This is a genomic window from Arcticibacterium sp., assembly GCF_055134445.1.
In genome coordinates, this window is sequence record NZ_JBSRVI010000072.1 from 1 (window position 1) to 20,206 (window position 20,206).

18 protein-coding genes and 3 tRNA genes are annotated in these 20,206 nt (G+C 38.3%); 11 read left to right on the forward strand and 10 right to left on the reverse strand.

Going from position 1 to position 20,206, the window contains the following annotated elements; translation table 11 throughout:
* Positions 1-175 precede the first annotated feature (175 nt).
* Together ACTBZY_RS09780 and ACTBZY_RS09785 are read right to left on the reverse strand one after the other, a co-directional pair.
* Positions 176-261, reverse strand: a tRNA-Leu gene (locus ACTBZY_RS09780).
* A 54-nt stretch (positions 262-315) separates the two neighbouring features.
* Positions 316-388 (reverse strand) — tRNA-Gly (locus ACTBZY_RS09785).
* 113 nt (positions 389-501) lie between these two features.
* Here ACTBZY_RS09785 and hisIE point away from each other — a divergent pair.
* From hisIE to ACTBZY_RS09800, 3 genes are read left to right on the forward strand one after another with little or no spacing between them, the layout of a single operon-like run.
* Complete coding sequence (gene hisIE, locus ACTBZY_RS09790) at positions 502-1,104, forward strand: bifunctional phosphoribosyl-AMP cyclohydrolase/phosphoribosyl-ATP diphosphatase HisIE (protein WP_463046151.1); 603 nt, start codon at positions 502-504, stop codon at positions 1,102-1,104.
* Between the two features lie 7 nt (positions 1,105-1,111).
* Positions 1,112-1,450, forward strand: a complete 339-nt coding sequence (locus ACTBZY_RS09795) for a phage holin family protein (protein WP_463046152.1) — start codon at positions 1,112-1,114, stop codon at positions 1,448-1,450.
* Positions 1,447-1,830 carry a hypothetical protein gene (locus ACTBZY_RS09800; RefSeq protein WP_463046153.1) on the forward strand — a complete coding sequence of 128 codons (384 nt, stop codon included), beginning with the start codon at positions 1,447-1,449 and terminating at the stop codon, positions 1,828-1,830. Before ACTBZY_RS09795 ends, ACTBZY_RS09800 begins: the two co-directional genes overlap by 4 nt.
* On the opposite strand, the gene ACTBZY_RS09805 is transcribed toward ACTBZY_RS09800, so the two are convergent.
* The 7 genes from ACTBZY_RS09805 to ACTBZY_RS09835 form a co-directional block, all read right to left on the reverse strand.
* The gene (locus ACTBZY_RS09805) at positions 1,831-3,219 is read right to left on the reverse strand and encodes a cellulose synthase family protein (RefSeq protein WP_463046154.1); all 1,389 of its coding nucleotides are present in this window, start codon (positions 3,217-3,219) and stop codon (positions 1,831-1,833) included.
* A gap of 62 nt (positions 3,220-3,281) precedes the next feature.
* Complete coding sequence (locus tag ACTBZY_RS09810; RefSeq protein WP_463046155.1) at positions 3,282-3,971, reverse strand: glycosyltransferase family 2 protein; 690 nt, start codon at positions 3,969-3,971, stop codon at positions 3,282-3,284.
* A 56-nt stretch (positions 3,972-4,027) separates the two neighbouring features.
* Positions 4,028-5,071: an energy transducer TonB gene (locus ACTBZY_RS09815; RefSeq protein ID WP_463046156.1), complete on the reverse strand. Its 1,044-nt coding sequence runs from the start codon at positions 5,069-5,071 to the stop codon at positions 4,028-4,030.
* A complete protein-coding gene (locus ACTBZY_RS09820) occupies positions 5,072-6,538 on the reverse strand; it encodes a S41 family peptidase (RefSeq protein WP_463046157.1) in 1,467 nt (488 codons plus the stop codon).
* Between the two features lie 130 nt (positions 6,539-6,668).
* Positions 6,669-7,883 (reverse strand): DUF2130 domain-containing protein, encoded by a 1,215-nt coding sequence (locus ACTBZY_RS09825; protein ID WP_463046158.1) that lies wholly within the window; start codon positions 7,881-7,883, stop codon positions 6,669-6,671.
* A gap of 184 nt (positions 7,884-8,067) precedes the next feature.
* Positions 8,068-8,925 carry a fumarylacetoacetate hydrolase family protein gene (locus tag ACTBZY_RS09830; protein ID WP_463046159.1) on the reverse strand — a complete coding sequence of 286 codons (858 nt, stop codon included), beginning with the start codon at positions 8,923-8,925 and terminating at the stop codon, positions 8,068-8,070.
* An 18-nt stretch (positions 8,926-8,943) separates the two neighbouring features.
* On the reverse strand, positions 8,944-9,720 hold the full coding sequence (locus ACTBZY_RS09835) for an SDR family NAD(P)-dependent oxidoreductase (RefSeq protein ID WP_463046160.1): 777 nt from the start codon (positions 9,718-9,720) through the stop codon (positions 8,944-8,946).
* Positions 9,721-9,868: 148 nt separating this feature from the next.
* Between ACTBZY_RS09835 and ACTBZY_RS09840 the strand changes: the two genes are divergently transcribed.
* The 3 genes from ACTBZY_RS09840 (at position 9,869) to ACTBZY_RS09850 (ending at position 12,902) form a co-directional block, all read left to right on the forward strand.
* Positions 9,869-9,944: transfer RNA gene (locus ACTBZY_RS09840), tRNA-His, on the forward strand.
* Between the two features lie 189 nt (positions 9,945-10,133).
* Positions 10,134-12,044 carry a sialate O-acetylesterase gene (locus tag ACTBZY_RS09845; protein ID WP_463046161.1) on the forward strand — a complete coding sequence of 637 codons (1,911 nt, stop codon included), beginning with the start codon at positions 10,134-10,136 and terminating at the stop codon, positions 12,042-12,044.
* 45 nt (positions 12,045-12,089) lie between these two features.
* Positions 12,090-12,902: an enoyl-ACP reductase FabI gene (locus ACTBZY_RS09850; RefSeq protein WP_463046162.1), complete on the forward strand. Its 813-nt coding sequence runs from the start codon at positions 12,090-12,092 to the stop codon at positions 12,900-12,902.
* A gap of 65 nt (positions 12,903-12,967) precedes the next feature.
* On the opposite strand, the gene ACTBZY_RS09855 is transcribed toward ACTBZY_RS09850, so the two are convergent.
* Positions 12,968-14,158: a dipeptidase gene (locus tag ACTBZY_RS09855; RefSeq protein ID WP_463046163.1), complete on the reverse strand. Its 1,191-nt coding sequence runs from the start codon at positions 14,156-14,158 to the stop codon at positions 12,968-12,970.
* A 196-nt stretch (positions 14,159-14,354) separates the two neighbouring features.
* Between ACTBZY_RS09855 and ilvD the strand changes: the two genes are divergently transcribed.
* From ilvD to ilvC, 5 genes are all read left to right on the forward strand, one after another.
* Positions 14,355-16,040, forward strand: a complete 1,686-nt coding sequence (gene ilvD, locus ACTBZY_RS09860) for a dihydroxy-acid dehydratase (RefSeq protein ID WP_463046164.1) — start codon at positions 14,355-14,357, stop codon at positions 16,038-16,040.
* Between the two features lie 20 nt (positions 16,041-16,060).
* On the forward strand, positions 16,061-17,800 hold the full coding sequence (gene ilvB, locus ACTBZY_RS09865; RefSeq protein ID WP_463046165.1) for a biosynthetic-type acetolactate synthase large subunit: 1,740 nt from the start codon (positions 16,061-16,063) through the stop codon (positions 17,798-17,800).
* 57 nt (positions 17,801-17,857) lie between these two features.
* Complete coding sequence (locus tag ACTBZY_RS09870) at positions 17,858-18,211, forward strand: four helix bundle protein (protein ID WP_463046166.1); 354 nt, start codon at positions 17,858-17,860, stop codon at positions 18,209-18,211.
* A 42-nt stretch (positions 18,212-18,253) separates the two neighbouring features.
* Complete coding sequence (gene ilvN, locus ACTBZY_RS09875) at positions 18,254-18,790, forward strand: acetolactate synthase small subunit (protein WP_463046167.1); 537 nt, start codon at positions 18,254-18,256, stop codon at positions 18,788-18,790.
* Positions 18,791-18,904: 114 nt separating this feature from the next.
* Positions 18,905-19,948 carry a ketol-acid reductoisomerase gene (ilvC, locus tag ACTBZY_RS09880; RefSeq protein ID WP_463046168.1) on the forward strand — a complete coding sequence of 348 codons (1,044 nt, stop codon included), beginning with the start codon at positions 18,905-18,907 and terminating at the stop codon, positions 19,946-19,948.
* Positions 19,949-20,206 lie beyond the last annotated feature (258 nt).

Below are 20,206 nucleotides of genomic sequence, written 5' to 3' on the forward strand. Positions count from 1 at the left end.
TTAAATTTCTCCAAAATTCAGAATTTAACAGCTATCCCCCAACTTTTGTTCTTGGTCCAAAAAAGAGATAAACGAGAATATAACATCTGAAAACAAAAAGAGTATAACTTCCTATTTGCAAGGCTGTTATACTCTTCTTTTTTTGTTCTTACTATGATGTTATTTTCATAGATTGTACCGGGGACGGGGGTCGAACCCGTACGAGCGTTTCGGCTCACAGGATTTTAAGTCCTGCGTGTCTACCAATTCCACCACCCCGGCGGACGAAGTCCTGTTTGAAAAAAAAACCCCCATACTATGGGAGCTTTATTTTCGAGCAAAAGACGGGTCTCGAACCCGCGACCTTAACCTTGGCAAGGTTACGCTCTACCAACTGAGCTACTTTTGCTTGTAATTGAGCTGCAAAGATAAGTGAAGGTTTTTATTTGTCAAGACATTTTTTAAATATTTTTCTTCTTTTCTCTTTTAGCAAACGTACTTTTGTGGCTCAAAGATAATGATATGACAAGAAAACCTGATTTCTCTAAAAGTCCAGATAGCCTGTTACCCGTTGTGGTTCAGGATGTTCATACGCTAAAGGTCCTCATGTTAGGCTATATGAATGAAGAAGCCTATGAAAAAACATTGGCTGAAAAAATCGTAACATTTTTTAGTAGAAGCAAAAAAAGATTGTGGACAAAGGGGGAAACCTCTAAAAACTTTCTCCATTTGAAATCTATAGCTATAGATTGTGATGAAGATACTATCCTTATAAAAGCTTTGCCAGACGGTCCTACTTGTCATACAGGAGACGATACTTGCTGGCAAGAGTCCAACACAGGGAAAGTAGGTTTCTTAGACCATCTAAAAAGAACGCTTCATGATAGAAAATTAAATCCGTCCGAGAAATCTTACACCAGTAGCCTTTTTGCCAAAGGCATTAATAAGGTGGCACAGAAAGTAGGAGAGGAAGCAGTGGAATTGGTGATTGAAGCCAAGGACGATAATAAGGATTTATTTTTAGGAGAAGCTGCAGATTTAATGTATCATTATCTTGTACTTTTAGAAGCCAAAGACATTGAGCTGGATGAGGTTATCGATGTCTTGATTAGCAGACATAAATAATACAAATATGATTAATTACGTAATAAGATTAATACTAGTGGGTTTAGTGGTATTTCAGATACCAAACCTCCTTCCAGACATCTCTGTTGACTCACTAACGACCGCCATTATAGTGGCATTGGTAATGAGTATCCTTAATACTTTTGTCAAGCCGATATTGACGATCCTCTCTTTGCCAATTACTATTCTTACGCTGGGTTTGTTTTATTTTGTAGTTACCGTATTTATAGTTTATATCTGTGATGCCCTCATTGGAGGCTTTGGTGTGACTGGTTTCATTCAGCCATTGATTTTTAGTTTTATCTTAAGTATTGTAAATAGCCTTGTGGGTTCTTTTCAGAAATGAAGTATTTGTCATTTTTTGCCATTCTTGGCTTCTTGGCTTCTTGCAGGTCAAAACCAGTAGATTTAGGCACGTCTTTTAGTTCGGAGGAGTTTAGGTCTGACAGGAATGCTTGTGAAGGAAAAAGAGCGTCTCTTAAAGATGCTCTCATAGCGAATAAGGATTCACTTCTGGGTCATTCAGAAAATGATATGTTTTCTACCTTAGGAAGATACGACCTGCAAATGCTAGATGCTAGAAACCAAAAGGTCTTTATCTACTTTTTAGAAAAGGGGCCGCAATGCGAAAGCGTTTCAAAGCCTTCTAATTCTTATTCTATGGCTGTTTACTTCAATGCCACTAAACTGGTGAAGGAAATTACTTTTCAGGAAGGTATTTTGTAGCTATGCTTCAAACAGGGAATGTTTGACCGTATAAAACGCAATAACTGCATATCCCAAGAAAACCATAAAATGGAAGGGCATCATGCCGTATAATTGTTTTTGGAAATCTAGGTAGAGCATAAATAGGAAGGTTAAGGATATAAGCCCTTCTAGCCATGTTATAAAGGATATTTTCTTGATAGAATATATATTCCCTTTCCAAGAATCTGTTTTGTTGACTACGTTAAACTTTGGGGTTCTTACGAAAGGTGTTTTCTTGCCCATCAAACCTTCTACCACAGCTATGGTATTATGTAACGATAGTCCCATCATAAAGACCAAAAAGAGAAAGAATCTTTTAGCAAAAGCAAAAAACGAATTGTTTTTACGCTTAAAGGCTAGCCAATAAAAGGAACCTAGTATAAGCCAATTGACCTGAAAAAGGGTGGTCAAGTTCACTATTCTATGGTATTTGGAGAAAATATGAGTGTTTAAAACCAAAGGAATACTAAAGAAGGCTAGGGCCATCACGCTTATAAATATGGAGCTGTTTAATAAGTGGTAGAAGCCATGGAGTTTAGTGCCAAATCCCATGTTTTTGGCACGAGTTATCTTGCCGGCATTTTTCATGAAACACTCTGCACCGCCTTTCATCCATCTGTATTGCTGTGATTTTACAGCAGGTAATGTTACCGGAAGTTCCGCAGGAGATTCCAATTCGCGGAGGTATTCAAATTTCCATCCTTTTAGTTGTGCTCTATAACTCAGGTCTAAATCTTCTGTGAGCGTGTCAGGAGACCAGCCACCAGCGTCTTCAATGGTTTCCTTTCTCCATACCCCTGCGGTGCCATTAAAGTTAATGAAATGATTGGCTGCTGAACGCCCTGGTTGTTCTATAAAGAAATGGGCGTCTAAGCCAAAGGCTTGCAATTTCGTGAGTAGAGAATAATCTTCGTTGATATGCTCCCAGCGGGTTTGTACCACACCTACTTTCGGGTCTTGAAAGAGAGGGACAGTTTTAAGGAGAAAGTCTTCTGAAGGAATAAAGTCGGCATCAAAAATGGCAATAAATTCGCCTTTGGCTGTTTCTAATCCATATTTCAAGGCTCCAGCCTTAAAACCAACCCTATCAGGTCTTCTAATTAAAGTAATGTCAAAACCGAGAGCTTGGTATTCTTTTACCTTAGCTTCCAATAATTCCGTGGTGATGTCATTGGAGTCGTCGAGTAGCTGAATTTCCAGTTTTGAAATAGGATACTGTATTTTGAGGACAGAATCTACCAGTCTATTGACCACATATTTTTCATTATAAACAGGAAGCTGTATAGTGACTATTGGTAGCTCCTTTTGCTCTAAGGAAGATTCGGCTGGTTTATACTTAAAATGTGAGATGATTAAGCTGAATTGCATCAAGCAATACAGAAAAATAATAGTGAGGGGAATTAAATATGCTATAAGAAAAATTATATCCATTATTTAAGAGCGTATTTAAAAATCCAAGATAAGATTTTGTATCCGGCCATGATGGTTCCTTTAATCGTCCCAGATACCTTAGATTTCCCTATCCGTTTTCTGTATCTAACAGGAACCTCTGTTGTTTTTAATCCTTTTTTTGCGGCCTTTAACTGCATTTCTACCGTCCACCCGTAAGTAGTGTCTACCATAGCGAGTTCTGTTAAGGCAGTGTATTTTATGGCTCTAAAAGGACCTAGGTCTGTATAAGAAACATTAAAGAAAAGTTTTATCAATTTAGTGGCAAGCCAGTTTCCAAAAACTTGCTGTGGCGTCATTGAGCCTGGTTCTCTTTGTCCTAAGTTTCTGCTTCCAATAACCATATCCATACCATCATTAAGGATGGGAGCTATAATTTGAGTGAGTTCTTCAGGATAATCTGAATAATCGGCATCCAAAAAGACAACGACTTCTGGTGACTTTGTTTTTAAGTATTCCAAACCTTTCAGGCAGGCATAGCCATAGCCTTGTTTGGGCTCATCTATTACCGTGGCACCTGCTTTTCGGGCAGATTCCGCAGTATGATCACTAGAGTTGTTATTAACCACCACCACTTCTTCCACGAAATGGGGTATTTCGGCTATTACTTTATCAATTGATAGTGCCTCGTTAAAGGCTGGAATAACGACGTAAATTCCTTTAGGAGTCAAGCGACTAAATTTTTATTGGCAAAATAGAGATTATTGACCCATATCTACGGTATAACTTACTCCTTGGTTTCTGGCGTATGGTTTTGGCAGTATTTATCATAGAGACCCTCTGCTCTTTTTTGTCCCAAATTTTTTAGTTGAAGGTAATCTTCACAAGCACTATCTACTTTTTGTGTAAAGATGTTTGAGGCTGCTCTTAGATAATAAGAACTTAAAGAATAAGGGTCGTTCTCAATCGCTTTGGTGAGGTAGTAAATGGCCGAACGATAGTTTTTTGCCGCGAAGTAATATTTGCCGTTTTCTTCGTATTCAGCTGCAACAGCTTTTTTCTCCTCCTCTGCACTAGGTTCGTAGGCTGTTTTGGAGTAGCCCAAATCAAAATTATATTCTACTTCACAGTTGACGTTTTTGCCTAGATATTTTGCAGGAAGCCATTTGCCTTTGGTTTTGTTAACGGCATTAATCAGTTTTTGGTCAAACTTCTGGTTTGAACTTGCAATAATTCTTTGACCTTCAATTTTACCGGTTTTAGTGACAATAAATCTTACCACAAAACCACCTTTTTTAAATTCAGGGTATTTGAAGTTTGAATTGATGAAATCTATGGCAGAGCTTCTAGAATCTATGAATTTAGGTTCAACGAGCCCTGGTTTATTGATATAAACAGACTCGCCGTTTTTTGCTAAATAGGAGTCTAGGCTTATACCCAGATCATAAACGGGCTTGTAGTACATTTCTATTTTTATAGGCTCCACTTCGTCTGTATCTACCACCTGAGAGATGACTAAAACAGGATTGTCCAGTCTAATGATTTTAAAATGATTTCCTCTATAGCTGATGGTACTATCTTTTACCGTATAGGTGCTTATAGAGTTTATACCGTCAATGGAAACGATAAGGCTATCACCAGAAAATTCCAGCCCGAAGCTGGAATTTAAAATGCTCTGATTGTATATAGGACTTCCGTCCTCTAAAGTGATTTTGTTTTTAACCCATTCTCCTTGAAGGCTTTTTCTAACCGCAGTTTGCGATATTCCTTGCTGAATAAAGGAAAAAAGTAAAATTAAAAGGACGGAAGTGTTTTTTAAATATTTAGACATTTATTTGCTTTTGCTCAAGTACTCTGAAGCATACTTAACCCAGTCTGCTTCTTTCTTTGGTATTTTAACGTCTGGCGTAATTCCCTTATTATCTATTCTTGTATCTCTTGCACTTTTAGCCAAGCCAAAAGCTAATCTCCAACCAAAAGCGGGTAAACCCCAATCTCTTACTTCTATGTAATCTGCCAGACCTTTTGTTTTAGTACCAATGATTACGGTCTTATCGCTTTGTTTGGCTTCTAAAGTAACACTTTCTGCCGTACTTGCGGTATTTTCGTTCACAAGAATTGCGACTTTTTTTGGATACGGCGTAGCTCTCAGGTATTGAAATACTTTGTCTGGGCCTTGAATGTCTTCTCCCATGTTATTTTTCATAGAAGCTATTACTGCCTGAAGTTTTGGAGCTAAAATTCTTTTATACTTTGGGAAAGCCTGTATAGACTCTAGCTCATGAGAAAGTAATATGAGGTTTTCTTCAGACGCTCTAAACATGCCCCCTTTTCTTACAATTGGCTTGTCAGCAATAAATGGATATAGAGCAGAAAAAGCGTTTTCATCTCCTCCTGGATTATTTCTAAGGTCGATAATCAGGTTCTCTGTATTGGTTATTACTCCTTTGTTTTTATTGACCATTTCTAGAATATAGTCGGCGGCATCAATAATAGTAAAAGGAGGAAGTGTAATTAAAGCGGTCTTATTATCAATTTTTTCAACCCTCCATTCTGGGATTCTTGTTAAGATATCTTCATTGTTGATTTCCTCTTTAGGTGCTGGGTAAATTTTTTGCAATTTATAAACATCATCAATCACCAAGTAATTTTTTACCAGCCTGCTTAGCTTGACTTCAGAAGTGAAGTCGGCGTAATAATAATCGGTGTCGAATTTGTCCTTAGAGATCTCTTTTAGTTCAAATTTAACTTTGCCAGCCGTCCAGTGTTCGTCTCTTTTGCTTAGTAAAAAGGCTTCATATCTATCTTTTTTCTTGCCAGAAGCAATTCCTACTCGGTAGTTTTTGTCGTCCGTTTCCCAAATGCCCACTACATCTGGAAGGTTCTTGTTTTTTTCTAAGTATTTTTTGAAGGCATCTTCTCCTTTAAACGCCACCGTACCCACTTTAGACGCACGCTTGGCTAGGGCATTGGAAGCTTCTGGTTTAACATAAGGGTTTGGGATATTAATAAATAGATGCCCGTCCTCGAAAAACGAAAGCCAATCATTTATAACATGATAACAAGCCTCTGCTTCGTTTATTTTAGAAACCCTTTGCTTGGTTTCTTCGGTGACTTTGTCAAATTTTCTCTTATTTCTAGAGGTTACTTTTTCGCTCCACCCTGCGTAGTTATCTTCCACTTTTTGGTAAATGGCGTCAAAGTTCCTAGAGCATAAGCTTTGTTTTTCCGGCTCTTGAGCTTGGGAAGATAGCCCAAAAAGCACCAGAGAAGCGGAGAGTAAGGTTATTTTTTTCATTAGTCAACACGTTTTTAAATTTACATTAGTTTCGTGAATCCAAAACAATGCCAAACTTTCAAAGAACTCCTACTTTGTCTGATTGTTTTTATGAATGGCTTAATTGTGGGGATGAAATACGGAAACTCGTTCATTGATCTTCTTCGTTTTCGTCAGGCAATTCCAAATATTTTATAGAAGATATGGCGTTTCCTGCAATACCTTTTATGCTTCCATACATGTCTATGGTATTTCCTATAACCTTTTCAATTTGAACCTCACGCTCTTTCCATATACGTTGCATGGCTCTTTTCTCTCTATCCAATTCACTTTTTAAATTAGAGAAGCCTTCCACTATGGCTTCCATTTGTTGTTTGAACTGGCTGCTGGTTAGAAAGCTGTAAAGTAAACTCATTTTGTCTGCCTTGTTTTCATTCACAGATTTTGCTTGCTGGGTTCTTATTAAGATTTGGCGGAGGACAAATACTAAGCCTTTGATTTCATGATATCCACAAACCCAAACGCCATCACGCTCACCAAATCTTTCCATGTCTTTGGGCATGGTTTGGGTCACTAAAACGGCTATCTCTGCACCTGTTTCTCTCTGATCTGTCTTTAACTTTTCTATCCAGTCTCCACCCCAGTTTTGAGTTCTTTTACTCTCGTAGATTATTTTTCCACAAGCCTGCCCAAACTCGTTCATCACGGTCTGAATAGCATCTGCACCACGAATTCCTTTTTTTACTTCTTCTATTTCATCATAAGGAAATGTTCTGCCAAGGATAGATTCTATTTCTAATTCTTGAATTTCACCCTGAAGTTGCATAGACCCTTGTTCGGCCTTTCGCTGCATTTCCTTCACCAGGTTCATTTGGTTCTCGAGCTTCTTTTCGTATTCCTTTTTGACCAGTTCAAACTCCTCGTCTTTCTGCTTTTTGGCTTTCTCTTCTATTCCTCTGCTTCTCTCTAATAATTCTTTTTCTAACTTTAGTTGAAGTTGTTCCGACTTAAACTTTAATTCGTTTTCCTTTTTCATCAGTTCAAGCTCCTTCTTTTGTCCATCTAGAATAAGCTGCTGCTTCAATTTATTGTCTTCTTGGAGAGCTTTAAGTTCTACCGCATTTTTTTCGTCAGCTCGTTTTTTTGCTTCCGCTTGAGCTATTGCCCACATTTTCTTTTTTTCCTCTTGCTCAAATTTTGCTTTCTCTTCCTGAAGCTGTTTTTTGTAAAACTCTAGTTTCTCAGAACTTAACTTTTCTTGCTCTGCAATGCGTTTTTTAAGCTCAATATCCATGTGTTTTTGAAGTGCCTCACCGGCATCAAAAACATTTCCACAGTTAGGGCAGGTCGTTTGGTTTGGGGTCATTTTGTCAAAAGAATAATAAGAGTGGATTGCAAAGGTAATTATTATAGGCACATGCCCTCATGTAATATCGAAGCCATGGATGGATGGCCTTGTTGTGGTTTAAATTGTCTTTTAAATGAAAGGGTTAAAACAAAGAAAGCCTGCCATTATATTGGACAGACTTTCTCATGATACCATTTGGAGCTTATTTTGAATAAGCCACAGCCGTTTGGTTTTGAACACCAAGACCTTCAATCCCTAATTCGATTTTATCTCCTGCTTTAAGGTATTTGGCAGGTTTAAAGCCAAGTCCTACGCCAGCCGGGGTACCGGTAGAAATTACATCGCCAGGAAGTAAAGTCATGTAATTACTCAAATAGCTTATGATTTCATCAATGTAAAAAATCATGTCGTCTGTATTGGAGTCTTGGATTTTTTCGTCATTGAGTTTTAGCCAAAGGTTTAATTTCTGAGGATCAGCAATTTCATCCTTAGTGGCCATAAATGGTCCAAGAGGAGCAAAGGTGTCGTTTGATTTTCCTTTAACCCATTGACCGCCATGCTCGAGCTGAAAAGCCCTTTCGCTGTAATCATTATGAAGGCAATAGCCAGCGACATAATTCATAGCGTCTGCTTTGTCTACATAAGAGGCTTTCTTGCCAATAACAACAGCCAATTCTACTTCCCAGTCTGTTTTTTCAGAGTTTCTTGGAATAACTACATCGTCATTTGGTCCGCAAAGAGCAGATGTAGCTTTGAAAAAAACAACAGGCTGTTCAGGGTTTGCCATACCAGACTCTGCCGCGTGTTTGGCATAGTTTAATCCGATACAAATTATTTTGGAGGGCCTTGCCACACAAGATCCTAATCTAGTTCCTTCAGCCACTGTTGGGCAAGATTCTTGATTAGAGGCCAGCCATGTTTCCAGTCGACTTATTCCGTCTGTTTCAAAAAAAGCTTCATTGAAGTCTTCCCCGAAGGCAGAAACGTCTAGTTGGATATTATTTTGAGAGATGATGCCTGGTTTTTCTTTACCAGGCTCGCCATGTCTTATTAACTTCATTATTATTTATATTGAATTTTATGGTGTATTAAGTGTTATGAAGCCTCCGTCTACGGGATAGTCTGTTCCGGTGCTAAAGGCGGCTTCGTCAGAAGCCAAGTAAACAGCAAGTGCGGCTACTTCGGAGGGTTTCCCCATTCTTCCAATAGGCTGTGTTTGAGACAGCTCTTCAAATACCTCTTCTTGCCTGTCAGGGAATTTGTTTTTAATGAAGCCATCCACAAAAGGCGTATGAATTCTTGCAGGCGAAATTGAATTACATCTTATATGATGTTTCACATAGTCTTTTGCTACCTGTATGGTCATGGTTTTAATGGCACCTTTTGAAATGGAATAGGCAAATCGCTCGGCTATTCCAACAGTAGCTGCTACAGAACACATGTTTATAATAACGCCACCGCCATTTTCTTTAAAATGGGGTATCAAGGCATGAATACAATTATAAACACCTTTGATATTAACGGCGTAGATTTTATCTAAATCTGCTTCTGTGGTACTTTCTACGGTTCCTATATGTGCAATCCCCGCATTGTTTACTAAAATATTAATGGGTGAGACCAGTTTTATTTTATCTATCTTTTTTTGAACGTCCGCATGATTTGCTACATCTACTTTGTGACAATATGCGGTTCCTCCAGAAGCTATAATGAGATCGGCTTCACGCTCGGCCAGATCCATATTTAGCTCGAAAATGTGCACTATCGCACCTTGTTTAGCAAAACTTCTTGAAATTTCACGTCCTATGCCACTTGCTCCTCCTGTTACTATGGCTACTTTCTTGTCTAATCTGAACATCTTGGGTTATTTTGATGCGTATGCAATTTAGGGATCCTTTGATTAAATAATAATGATCATTTGCAAAGTTTAAATTCTTTGAAAAATAACAAAAATAACTGTTGCAGAATTTAAGGATTCAATTTACCTTTGCACTCCGTTAGAAAATGGAGGTTGTAGCTCAGTTGGTTAGAGTATCGGCTTGTGGTGCCGAGGGTCGTGGGTTCGAACCCCATCTGCCTCCCTTTCGAAAGCAGGTCTTTTTAGACCTGCTTTTTTTATGCCTTCTGGTGAAGTAAGTTTTTAAAGTCTCGATTCATTTGATCAGATTTCTACCAATGGAAGGCACAATATTGGGTCTTGATTAAGAAAGAGCATTCGGAAACTCGTTTAAAATAAGCTAGATTTAAGTTTGTTTCAGACGAAGCTTTACAATGAACTTAATAAAGGCTTTTCTTTTTTCATTTGTCTTTTTGTTAGGCTTTAAGGTGTCTAGCCAAAACCTCTTTTATAATTTCCCAAAGGATTTTCAATTTTACGAGCGAGATAGCAATGGCTTTGGCAAGGTTAGTATTTCTGGTGCCGTTAGTCATCCAGATTATGAATCCATAAAGCTCGTTATTCTTCAAAATGGGCATCGCTATTATGATAAAAAGGTTTCTTTAAGGGAATCAAAGTCATTTTCTTGGCAGACAGAGCTTTTAGCTGGATTGTTTGAATATGATTTTGAAATTAAGGTTTACACCAAAGCCGATTCGTCTTCCATTGTCAAAGCAGGAAAAGTATTATGTGGAGATACTTATTTGATCTATGGGCAATCAAACGCTTTAGCGGGGTGCTGTTTTCAGGATATTAGGCGTCAATTAGATCACACCTTTATCCGGAATTATGTTTATGACCATTTTCAACCAAGTTCTTCTAATAATGGATGGCATGACCTTAATGTAGAGTTTAATTGGCCAGGAGTAGTGGGCACTTATTTGGCCAAAAGCATCATTGAGAATCATAAAATACCTGTTCAAGTTATTAATGGTGCGGTAGGTGGCGAGTCTTTGGAAAGTCTTTCTTTCAGAGATTCTGTCAATCATGAAAACCCCGAAACGTATTATGGTAGGTTCTTAAAAAGAATAAAGGGAAGTAAAACCGAGAAATCGAAAGGTTTTATTTTTTGCCAAGGAGAATGGGAATCAGATACGGGCGAGCCTTCTGCTCTCAATGCGTATAGAAATCGCTTTAATACGCTCATGAAAAATTTAAAAGAGGATGGACTTATAAGCGAAAACCGATATTTAATTCAGACCAACATTTTAGCTACGGCCAGCAGGAAAGAAGTACCTGGTGAGTTAAGGGATGTTCAGCGGAAATTAAAGGAAGACTTCCCAGAAATGCGGATGTATGCATCTGTAGGGACGGAAGTGAGCGGTGACGGACTGCATTACTCACGTTCAGGCTTTGAGTCTATTGCGAGAGACATTTATTTAGGAATAGAGAATGATTTTTACAAAAAGACCTCTACCAGTTCTGTAACAGGACCTCTTATTCAAAAGGCAGTGCATGACGGTTTGAATAAGCGAATAAGGCTAGTTTTTGATAAAAATCAAGAACTAGTGGTTCAAAACATCAAGGACTACGGAAGTTACCAGAGAAGGTTTAAGGATTACATTTATAATCAAAATGGAGAAGCATTTATAGATTCCGCGAGTGCTTCAAATAACGAGGTTACTTTGTATTATTCTGGTAGCTTTAAAAATACCCTAAGCTATTTGCCATCCATTTTTACGGATGATTATAGTTTGAATTATAACGGTCCCTTGATAGAAAATATAAATGGGTTGTCCGCTTTGAGCTTTGACAAATTTAAAACGTGTGAGCAATTAGCGTCTCCAGTTATAAAAGACTACGAACTGGTGAAGGGTGTTTTGGTTTTAAGAATAAAAGATAAAAAAGAATGTTCAGATTGTACTTACAAAGTATATGGAAAGCAGACTAAAGATAAGAACTATACTTTTTTGAGTTCATCCGCCTATGCTTCAGATTCTCTTATCGTGGATTTTGTATGGTCCAAAGAAGCAAAAAGTATAGCATTGCAGGTGAAAATTGAATCGAAAACTTGTGAGTCTGGCTATACCCATTTAGTTTTTAATAAATGCTCTCCTATCGCGTTTACGGGGCGGTTCCCGTTTTCGTCCCAAAATGTAAAGAATGGCGAGAATTTGGACTTTTACCCTAAAGGAAATGTCGAACTTATCTTAAGCCCTTCGGAGTTTACAAAACCACTTAACGGTATTTATGCTCAGGAGGCGGCTACCTTTTCAAATAAAATAGGCAGCTGTTTGAATAACTGATATTTGCTCTAAAGTGCTACTTTTGTACAAACAATTATTTTGAATATGTCTTACGGTTTACTAAAAGGTAAAGTTGGAATTATTTCAGGAGCTTTGGATGAAAATTCAATTGCTTGGAAAACAGCATTAAAAGCTCATGAAGAAGGGGCAAAAATAGTATTGACAAATGCCCCAATTGCCATGAGGATGGGGAAGATAAATGAATTGGCGGAACAAATAGGTGCAGAGATTGTACCTGCAGATGCTACTTCAGTGGAGGACATTGAAAACCTTTACGCAAAATCAATGGAAGTGCTAGGTGGTAAAATGGATTTCGTTTTACACTCTATAGGGATGTCTCCTAATATTAGAAAGGGTAGGGCATATGGTGACTTGAATTACGATTGGTTCTTAAAGAGCTTAGATATATCGGCACTCTCTTTTCATAAATTTATGCAAGTAGGAGATAAAGTAGATGCTCTTAATGATTGGGGTTCTGTTGTGGGTTTATCGTACATCGCCGCTCAGAAAACCTTCCCTTTTTATACAGATATGGCGGATGCTAAAGCTGTATTAGAGTCTATTGCGAGAAGTTTTGGTTACAGATTAGGCAAATCGAAAAAGATAAGAGTTAATACTATTTCTCAGTCTCCTACCATGACTACTGCTGGTGCAGGAATTGGTGGATTCGATTCTTTCTTTGATTTTGCCGATAAGATGTCTCCACTTGGAAATGCTACGGCCGAAGACTGTGCAAACTACATTGTGATGATGTTCTCTGATTTAACCAAAATGGTTACTATGCAGAATTTATTTCATGACGGAGGCTATTCTTCTACGGGTATTTCTGAAGAAATTATTGAAATGATGCAGAAGTAAGCTCTTTCATTTTCTATATATTAAAGAATGGCGTTCCCTTTTGGTGACGCCATTCTTTTTTTTATTTAGTTCAGTGCTGCGTAATCTAAAGTTGCTTGCCAAACTCGGAAAAGGTTTCCAGAGCATATTTTTTCAATGTCGCCTTCCGAATAACCTTTTGCCAGAAGTAGTCGAATGATGTTTGGGTAATCCGAAACATCTTTCAAGCCGGTTGGTAAGGAATCTCCTACACCATCAAAATCTGAACCTAATCCCACATGGTCAATCCCCGCAATCTTTACGGCCCTCTCGATATGGTCTACAACTTTTTCAACATCAGAGAAAGCTGAAGGGCGTGATTTTATAAATTCCTCAATGATAGGTTTGGCTGCTTCATCTCTTCTTGAGAGTCCTTTTTCCTCCAAAAGCTTTGCTAGAAGTTCGCCGTTTTCATTTCTGATTTTTTGTATTTCTCCGTCAATAAACGTTGAGCCAAAGTTTATCATCACTACTCCGCCGTTTTCTTTAAGTTTGAGAAGCATTTCGTCCGTCATGTTTCTTTCAAAACCTTCTGTGAAAAACCTAAGTGATGAATGCGAGGCAATAACAGGCACTGGGCTAATTTCTATGGTATCATAAAAGGTGCTGTCTGAAACATGAGAGATGTCTATCATAACGCCTTGTTTGGCTAGCTCCATTACCACTTCTTCTCCATAAGGGCTGAGTCCCTGCCATAGTCTTTCTGGATCATATGAAGAATCGCAAATTTGATTGGCTTTGGAGTGTGTTAAGGTTACATAGCTAATGCCTCTTTTTTTGAAATAGGCCACATCGGATAACTCTTTAATGGGAGAGCCATTTTCCATACCCATTGGTAATGCTACTTTACCTGCTTTAAAAATTCTTTGAACGTCTTTTGGGCTATAAGCCACTTCAAAATAGTCACTATTTTCTGAGCTGATATAGTTTACCATGTCTATGAGTGTGTCGGCAAGAAATTTTCCCTCTTCTGGGCTAAACTTTGCAGGGATGTAAATAGACATAAAAGGAGCATCAAGCCCACCTTTTTTTGCTCTTTCAAAATCGAAGTCGCCATCGTTAGAGGAAATGGGGATGCCGGTAAACTCCTTGGTGAGCTGAAAGTTTTTGACTTTCAGTCGGTAGGGGAGGTCGACATGACCATCCGTAATGATGAATTTATGAGCTAGTTCGTCAGCTTTATCTTGACCAAAACTTAGTAGTGGTAACAAGAGGATTAGAGGTAGTAATTTTTTCATGCAAAAAGTTACCCCAAAAAATGCACTCAAAGGAAGTAAGATTGAAAAGTTAATAGATTTAATTAGTAAAATGATAATGATTACTTAACGAATAGGAAATATCTGAGAAAAATGTTGCAAAATATTATTGAACTCCTTTATTTGCCGAACGATTTTAATAATTAGCGAAAATTCGCAACTAGCGAAACTTGATATAATGTCTGAAAATCTTAATAAATACAGCAAAACACTTACTCAGGAAGTAAGTAATCCAGCCGCCCAAGCAATGCTTTATGCCATTGGCATGACAGAAGAGGATATGAAAAAACCTCAAATAGGTATTGCCAGTACTGGATATGAAGGAAACCCATGTAATATTCATTTGAATGGTCTCTCTGTCCATGTCAAAAAGGGTATTCAAGCCAATGACATGGTGGGTTTAATTTTTCACACCATTGGTGTTTCTGATGGAATGACTAATGGAAACGATGGCATGAGCTATTCGCTTCCAAGTAGAGACATTATTGCAGATTCTATAGAAAATGTGGTAGCGGCTCAGTGGTATGACGGTGTAATAGCTGTAGTGGGTTGTGATAAAAATATGCCAGGTGCTATTATGGCCATGGCAAGATTGAATCGTCCTGCTATTATGATGTATGGTGGTACAGTAAGAACAGGAAACTGGAAAGGAAAGAAATTAGATATCGTTTCTGCTTTTGAGGCTTACGGCCAAAAAGTGGCAGGTACCATTTCTGAAGAAGATTATAAAGGTGTTATTCAAAACGCAATCCCAGGACAAGGAGCTTGTGGAGGTATGTATACGGCCAACACCATGGCTTCGTCTATTGAGGCATTAGGTTTAAGTATGCCAGATAACGCATGTTATCCGGCCACTCACGAAGGCAAAACACAGGAGTGTATTGACTTAGGAGCTGCTATGAAAAACCTTTTGGAAAAGCAGATTTTGCCAAAAGATATTTTGAGTAAAAAGTCGCTCGAAAATGCTTTGACTATAGTAATGGCACTAGGAGGTTCTACTAACGCTGTTTTGCATTATTTAGCGATTGCTCATTCAGCAGGAATTCCCTTAACATTGGATGATATTCAGGCGGTATCAGATAGAACTCCTTTTATAGCGGATTTAAAGCCATCTGGAAAATACTTCATGGAGGATATTTTGGAGCTAGGTGGTGTGCCGGCCATTATGAAATATCTTTATAAGAAAGGATTGATTCATGGTGAGTGTTTGACAGTGACAGGCAAAACTGTTGCGGAGAATTTAGAAACAGCACCAGATTTGGATTTTGATGCTCAATCAATCATTAGACCTTTAGAAAACCCTATCAAAGCTTCTGGTCATATTCAAATCATGTATGGTAACCTTGCTGAAAATGGCGGTGTTGCTAAAATTACAGGAAAGGAAGGAATGAAGTTTGAAGGTCCTGCTAAAGTTTGTGATAAAGAAGAAGATATGCTAGAGGCATTTGCCAAAGGCGAGATAAAAGAAGGACAGGTAGTGGTTATCAGGTATGAAGGCCCAAGAGGAGGTCCAGGAATGCCAGAAATGCTTAAGCCTACAGCTGCAGTAATGGGAGCCGGTTTAGGAGATAAAGTAGCTATGATAACAGATGGTCGTTTCTCAGGAGGAACGCACGGTTTTGTGGTTGGTCATATTTCTCCAGAGGCTTATGAGGGTGGAACCTTAGCTCTAGTAGAAGATGGAGATTTAATAACCATTGACGCAGATAGCAGAGAGTTGAAATTGCACGTTTCTGACGAAATTTTGGCCGAAAGGCGTAAAAATTGGAAACCGTTGACACCTCCTTTTATAGAGCAAGGTGTATTGAGAAAGTACTTTAAGAATGTTTCGCCAGCACACGAAGGCTGCGTTACAGATAAATAATTCATTAAAAACAAACTACCATGGACATTGCAACAGACATCATGGAAGAGAAAAAAATAGCAGATAAGCCAACGTTTCTTTCTGGAGGACAAGCATTAATGGAATGCTTTATTCAGGAAGGAGTGGATACTATTTTTGGTTATCCGGGAGGTGCTATCATGCCAATTTATGACGCTCTTTACGACTATACAGATAGAATAGAGCATATTCTTGTTCGTCACGAACAAGGTGCTTCACATGCTGCTGAAGGCTATGCAAGAAGTAGCGGTAAAGTGGGTGTATGCATGGCCACTTCTGGTCCTGGAGCCACAAACTTAGTTACTGGAATAGCGGATGCCATCATTGACTGCACCCCTATGGTAGCCATCACAGGACAGGTAGCTTCTAACCTTTTGGGAACAGATGCCTTCCAAGAAACAGACGTTATTGGAATTACAGCACCGGTTTGTAAATGGAATTATCAAATTGTTGACCCTAACGAAATCCCTTTAATCTTAGCGAAGGCTTTTTATATAGCCAGAGCAGGAAAGCCAGGCCCTGTACTAATTGACATCACAAAAGATGCTCAAGTATCTATGATGACTAAGCCTTTCGAATATAAAAAGGTGGAGGGTTTACCAGGTTATCATCCAAGGAAGGTTCCTAAAATGGAACAAGTAGAAAAAGCAGCTGAACTCATCAATAATGCCAAGAAGCCATATATTTTGGTAGGCCATGGTGTGTTGATTTCGGAGGCAATGGAAGAGTTTAGGGAATTGGTAGAGCAAGGCGATATTCCTGTGGGAAGTACACTTCTTGGTTTATCGGCTCTGTCTATTGAACACCCCAACTATATGGGTTGGCTGGGAATGCATGGCATGTATGCTCCTAATGTAATGACAGACGAATGCGACGTTTTGATTGCTATCGGAATGCGTTTTGACGACCGAGTAACAGGTGATGCCAATCTTTTTGCGAAGCAAGCTAAGATTGTTCATATCGAAGTGGATCCCGCAGAAATTGATAAAATCAAAAGAGCCGATGCCCCTGTTGTGGGTGATGCTAAAGAAGCATTGAAACTCTTAAATCCTTTAATTGAGAAAAAGGAGCGTGCTGCTTGGAAACAGGAATTCCGTGATTTAGAGCAGGCAGAATATGATGCGGTAACTGCAAGAGACTTAAAAGGCGAGGGTAAAATAAAAATGGCTGAAGTTGTCAGAATGGTTTCTGACAAAACGAAAGGCGAGGCTTGTGTGGTAGTAGACGTAGGGCAGCACCAAATGGTGACAGCCAGATATTATGACTTTAAAAAGCCACATTCTTATATAGCTTCAGGTGGATTAGGTACAATGGGATTTGCACTTCCGGCAGCTTTTGGTGCTAAAATGGGTGCTCCTGATAGAGAAGTAATTGCTTTCATAGGGGATGGTTGTTTCCAAATGACTATTCAAGAATTAGGAACAATTGCTCAGAAAGGTCTTCCTGTAAAGATAATTATTTTGAATAATAACTTCTTAGGAATGGTACGTCAGTGGCAGCAACTGTTTTTTGATAGGAGATATTCATTTGTTGAATTGCAGAATCCCGATTTTATCATGATTGGTAAAGGTTTTGGAATTGATGGCCATAAATGTGAAGAAAGAGGAGATTTGGAATCTTCTATAGATAAACTTTTAAATTCAGAAGGCTCTTATTTATTGGAAGTTGTTTGTGAAAAAGAAGAAAACGTTTTTCCAATGGTGCCAGCAGGAACAAGTGTTTCGGAAATACGTTTGAAGTAGATTTTTTGATATTCGACGTTCGATAGTTGATAATGGACTATTAGATATTAGTTAGTTATGAAGTCGTATTTGGATCTAGATGTTTGGAAGAAGTCAAGAGAGTTGGTTGGTCTTGTTTATGAAGTGACTGAGCTATTTCCTGATTCTGAGAAATTTGGTTTAGTGTCCCAAATGCGGAGGTGTTCTGTTTCTGTTCCATCGAACATTGCAGAAGGACATGGAAGGAAGTATAACAAAGAGAAAGTTAGATTTATTTTAATTGGGAGAGGGTCATTATTTGAGCTTGAAACACAATTATACCTTTCTTTTGATTTGAAATTTATTGATAAAAAACAATTAACTGAGTTTTTGGACAGAATCTCAGAGGTAAAAAGAATGATAAGTGGTTTGATTAATTTTTTAGAGAAATAAACTAATATCTAATCACAAATATCCAATATCGAAAAGAAGATAATGAAAACATACACCATATGCGTATTTACGGAGAATAGCATCGGCTTGTTAAACAAGATTACGATTATTTTCACACGCAGAAGATTGAATATCGAGAGCTTGACCGTTTCTGAAACAGAAAGAAAAGGCGTCTCTCGTTTTACCATTGTTATTAAGCATGACCAGCGTGAAGCTGTGGAGAAACTGGTAAGACAGATTAGGAAAGTAGTGGAGGTTTTAGCTGTTTTTGGTTACCTAAATGAAGATATCGTTTATAACGAAATAGCGATGTTTAAAATACCAACACCTTTAGACTCTAAGCCTTTGGATATGGAAACCATAAACCGTGTTCACAAAGCTTATTTGGTTTATTGGGGACTAGATTATATGGTACTTCAAAAGACAGGAACGGAAGAGGAAATTTTTGATTTCTTTAAATACATCAAACCTTTCGGAATTTTAGAATTTATTCGTTCGGGAAGAATTGCGGTAGGTAAAACACCAAAAGGATTGGTGGAATATCTGCCAGAAGATACCGAGTGGGAGTATTTGGTATAAGTTAATTAGCAATTAGTAATAAGGTTTTTTTCAGTAGTTTTGCTGCTTGAAATATAGAACCGACGTTTATATATTATCATAACAAGTAAGTATTCATAAATTTAGATTTAAATAATGGCAAAGTTAAATTTTGGTGGTGTTGAAGAGGAAGTTGTAACAAGAGAAGAATTTCCTTTAGAAAAAGCAAGAGAAATCCTTAGTGGCGAAACTATCGCTGTAATTGGTTACGGTGTACAAGGCCCAGGTCAGGCAATGAATATGCGTGACAATGGTTTACCTGTTATCGTAGGCCAGCGTAAGGGTAAAACTTATGATAAAGCAGTAGCTGACGGATGGGTTCCTGGCGAAACTTTATTTGAAATTGAAGAAGCTCTTGCAAAAGGTACTATCATCTGTTATTTACTTTCAGATGCGGCTCAAATTGAACTTTGGCCTACCGTTAAGAAGCACCTTACTCCTGGTAAGTCGCTTTATTTCTCTCATGGTTTTGGTATTACTTACAAAGAGAAAACGGGTATCATTCCTCCTGCAGATGTTGATGTATTCTTAACAGCCCCTAAAGGTTCTGGAACATCTCTTCGTCGTTTATTTGTAGCGGGTAAAGGTTTGAACTCTTCTTTCGCAGTTTACCAAGATGCTACAGGAAAAGCTCGTGAGAAATGTATCGCAATGGGTATTGGTGTTGGTTCTGGATATTTATTCGAAACTAACTTTTACAACGAAGTAACATCTGACCTTACAGGTGAGCGTGGAACTTTGATGGGTTGCATCCAAGGTATATTCGCTGCTCAGTATGAAGTATTGAGAGAGAATGGTCATTCTCCATCTGAAGCTTTCAACGAAACAGTAGAAGAGCTTACGCAGTCTCTTATGCCTTTAGTTGCTGAAAACGGAATGGATTGGATGTATGCTAACTGTTCTACGACAGCTCAGCGTGGTGCACTAGACTGGTGGAAGCCTTTCCGTGATGCTACTAAGCCAGTTTTCGAGAAACTTTACGAATCTGTAAAGAGTCAAAACGAAGCTGAAATTTCTATCACTCGTAATTCTCAGCCAGATTACCGTGAGAAATTAGAAGTAGAATTGGCTGAACTTCGTGACTCTGAAATGTGGAGAGCTGGTAAAACAGTAAGAAGTCTTCGTCCAGAAAATACTTAAGAAGTAATTCTTGAAATTATATTTAACCAGAAAGGGCTTCGCTCTTTCTGGTTTTTTTATGACTATATATGGATCATAAAAAAAGCCCGCTTGTCAATTTGACGAGCGGGCTTTCGAATTTATGATTGAATCTCCTGAGTTTGACAGCTAAATGAGTTAAATATCTGATATACAGGTATATGCAAAAATAGCTTCGCACCACACTTTTCTTTTAATATGCTCTACTATAGATAGTTATGAATTTCCGATTTTGGTAGC

Excerpts from the sequence above, each read along its gene's own strand:
- hisIE (WP_463046151.1), top strand. The coding sequence starts at position 502 with ATGACAAGAAAACCTGATTTCTCTAAAAGTCCAGATAGCCTGTTACCC.
- ilvB (WP_463046165.1), top strand. The coding sequence starts at position 16,061 with ATGGACATTGCAACAGACATCATGGAAGAGAAAAAAATAGCAGATAAG.
- ilvD (WP_463046164.1), top strand. The coding sequence starts at position 14,355 with ATGTCTGAAAATCTTAATAAATACAGCAAAACACTTACTCAGGAAGTA.
- ilvC (WP_463046168.1), top strand. The coding sequence starts at position 18,905 with ATGGCAAAGTTAAATTTTGGTGGTGTTGAAGAGGAAGTTGTAACAAGA.
- ACTBZY_RS09835 (WP_463046160.1), bottom strand. The coding sequence starts at position 9,720 with ATGTTCAGATTAGACAAGAAAGTAGCCATAGTAACAGGAGGAGCAAGT.
- ACTBZY_RS09855 (WP_463046163.1), bottom strand. The coding sequence starts at position 14,158 with ATGAAAAAATTACTACCTCTAATCCTCTTGTTACCACTACTAAGTTTT.
- ACTBZY_RS09795 (WP_463046152.1), top strand. The coding sequence starts at position 1,112 with ATGATTAATTACGTAATAAGATTAATACTAGTGGGTTTAGTGGTATTT.
- ACTBZY_RS09850 (WP_463046162.1), top strand. The coding sequence starts at position 12,090 with ATGTCTTACGGTTTACTAAAAGGTAAAGTTGGAATTATTTCAGGAGCT.
- ACTBZY_RS09820 (WP_463046157.1), bottom strand. The coding sequence starts at position 6,538 with ATGAAAAAAATAACCTTACTCTCCGCTTCTCTGGTGCTTTTTGGGCTA.
- ACTBZY_RS09830 (WP_463046159.1), bottom strand. The coding sequence starts at position 8,925 with ATGAAGTTAATAAGACATGGCGAGCCTGGTAAAGAAAAACCAGGCATC.
- ACTBZY_RS09845 (WP_463046161.1), top strand. The coding sequence starts at position 10,134 with ATGAACTTAATAAAGGCTTTTCTTTTTTCATTTGTCTTTTTGTTAGGC.
- ACTBZY_RS09800 (WP_463046153.1), top strand. The coding sequence starts at position 1,447 with ATGAAGTATTTGTCATTTTTTGCCATTCTTGGCTTCTTGGCTTCTTGC.
- ACTBZY_RS09815 (WP_463046156.1), bottom strand. The coding sequence starts at position 5,071 with ATGTCTAAATATTTAAAAAACACTTCCGTCCTTTTAATTTTACTTTTT.
- ACTBZY_RS09870 (WP_463046166.1), top strand. The coding sequence starts at position 17,858 with ATGAAGTCGTATTTGGATCTAGATGTTTGGAAGAAGTCAAGAGAGTTG.
- ilvN (WP_463046167.1), top strand. The coding sequence starts at position 18,254 with ATGAAAACATACACCATATGCGTATTTACGGAGAATAGCATCGGCTTG.
- ACTBZY_RS09805 (WP_463046154.1), bottom strand. The coding sequence starts at position 3,219 with ATGCAATTCAGCTTAATCATCTCACATTTTAAGTATAAACCAGCCGAA.
- ACTBZY_RS09825 (WP_463046158.1), bottom strand. The coding sequence starts at position 7,883 with ATGACCCCAAACCAAACGACCTGCCCTAACTGTGGAAATGTTTTTGAT.